The sequence below is a fragment of the Pseudomonas sp. NPDC087639 genome (assembly GCF_044743385.1).
GTDB lineage: Bacteria > Pseudomonadota > Gammaproteobacteria > Pseudomonadales > Pseudomonadaceae > Aquipseudomonas.
The window spans coordinates 27,813-28,865 of sequence record NZ_JBIUWI010000068.1; the positions used below are offsets into that span (position 1 = coordinate 27,813).

Genomic DNA, 1,053 nt, shown 5'->3' on the forward strand with positions numbered 1-1,053 from the left:
CAGTTCGGAATAGCTGTCGTCTTCGACATAGTCGCCGGTCACGGTCTGCAGCAGCACGCTCTCTGGCAGGCGCATGCCTTTCTCGGCGATGAACTTGTTGGTCGGCGAGATCTTGCCCCGGGTGATACCGGTCAAGTCGGCGATCATGCATTCGACTTCTGTGATCTTGTGGTCTTTCAACCAATCGGTGAGCTGGTCGAGGTTGTTACTCATAAATGCCTCTGGGCTGAGTCTCCTGACAGGGTGTCAGGCAAAGTTTGACGCCTGGGCGTCGCGTTAAAGGGGGCTTGCTTGCGCGCAGTACCGGCTTACGCCCGGCACCGCGCATAGACAATGAAAGAGGAGCTTACCTGCCCTTTACGCTGGCGTTGCATTTCCTGTGCAAACTCATGGCGTGCAGAATCATGAGCACGCCTTGCGGAGCGGCACGGGCTTTGAGAGAGAAAGAGATCTATATTGAAAGGAGACGCCATAAAGCGGATGCCTTGTCGTGCGTCCAGAATATCGGACGCTGCCGTTTTGGCTGCGGCTGACGACAACTTCGTCGCCAGGCTGCGAGCCTCAAAGGCTGCACTCTGTACGGACGATTCGCCACTGATGGGATAAGCATGCAGACCGGACTGTTGCGAGCAGTCGGTGACGCCGATTATCGGCAGGCGAGACATGAAGCACCCCGGTATTATTGCTGTTATGGGTTTGATCGGAGCTTAGCCTTGTTCATTTTTTTACACAACACCCCCGTAAAAAATACAACACGGCCTGCTCAAGCCCGCGGGTGCCAAGTCTCCCAAGGACAAAAAAATGCCCAAAACTGCCCCATAAATGCCCTCACAGCGCTTTTTTAGGGCAAAAAAGGCCTTGCTTGACTTCGGCAGGCCGTTCGGGTTGACTGAAACCAGAAAAGATCAATGATTGATATTTTTAACAACAAAGGTGTTGCATCATGTCGGTACCCCCGCGTGCCGTTCAGCTCAACGAAGCGAACGCGTTCCTTAAGGAACATCCTGAGGTTCTGTACGTTGACCTTCTGATTGCGGATATGAATGGTGTGGT

The 1,053-nt window shown here is 53.5% G+C and carries 2 protein-coding genes and 1 pseudogene; 1 reads left to right on the top strand and 2 read right to left on the bottom strand.

Going from position 1 to position 1,053, the window contains the following annotated elements:
* A pseudogene (locus ACIOVB_RS22765) lies at nt 1-213 on the bottom strand (glutamine synthetase); the annotation flags it as partial.
* Between the two features lie 95 nt (nt 214-308).
* Complete coding sequence (locus ACIOVB_RS22770) at nt 309-665, bottom strand: glutamine amidotransferase (protein WP_401271622.1); 357 nt, start codon at nt 663-665, stop codon at nt 309-311.
* Between the two features lie 278 nt (nt 666-943).
* Between ACIOVB_RS22770 and ACIOVB_RS22775 the strand changes: the two genes are divergently transcribed.
* Nucleotides 944-1,053 (top strand): hypothetical protein (locus tag ACIOVB_RS22775; protein WP_401271628.1); only part of this gene is annotated, 110 nt, incomplete at its 3' end.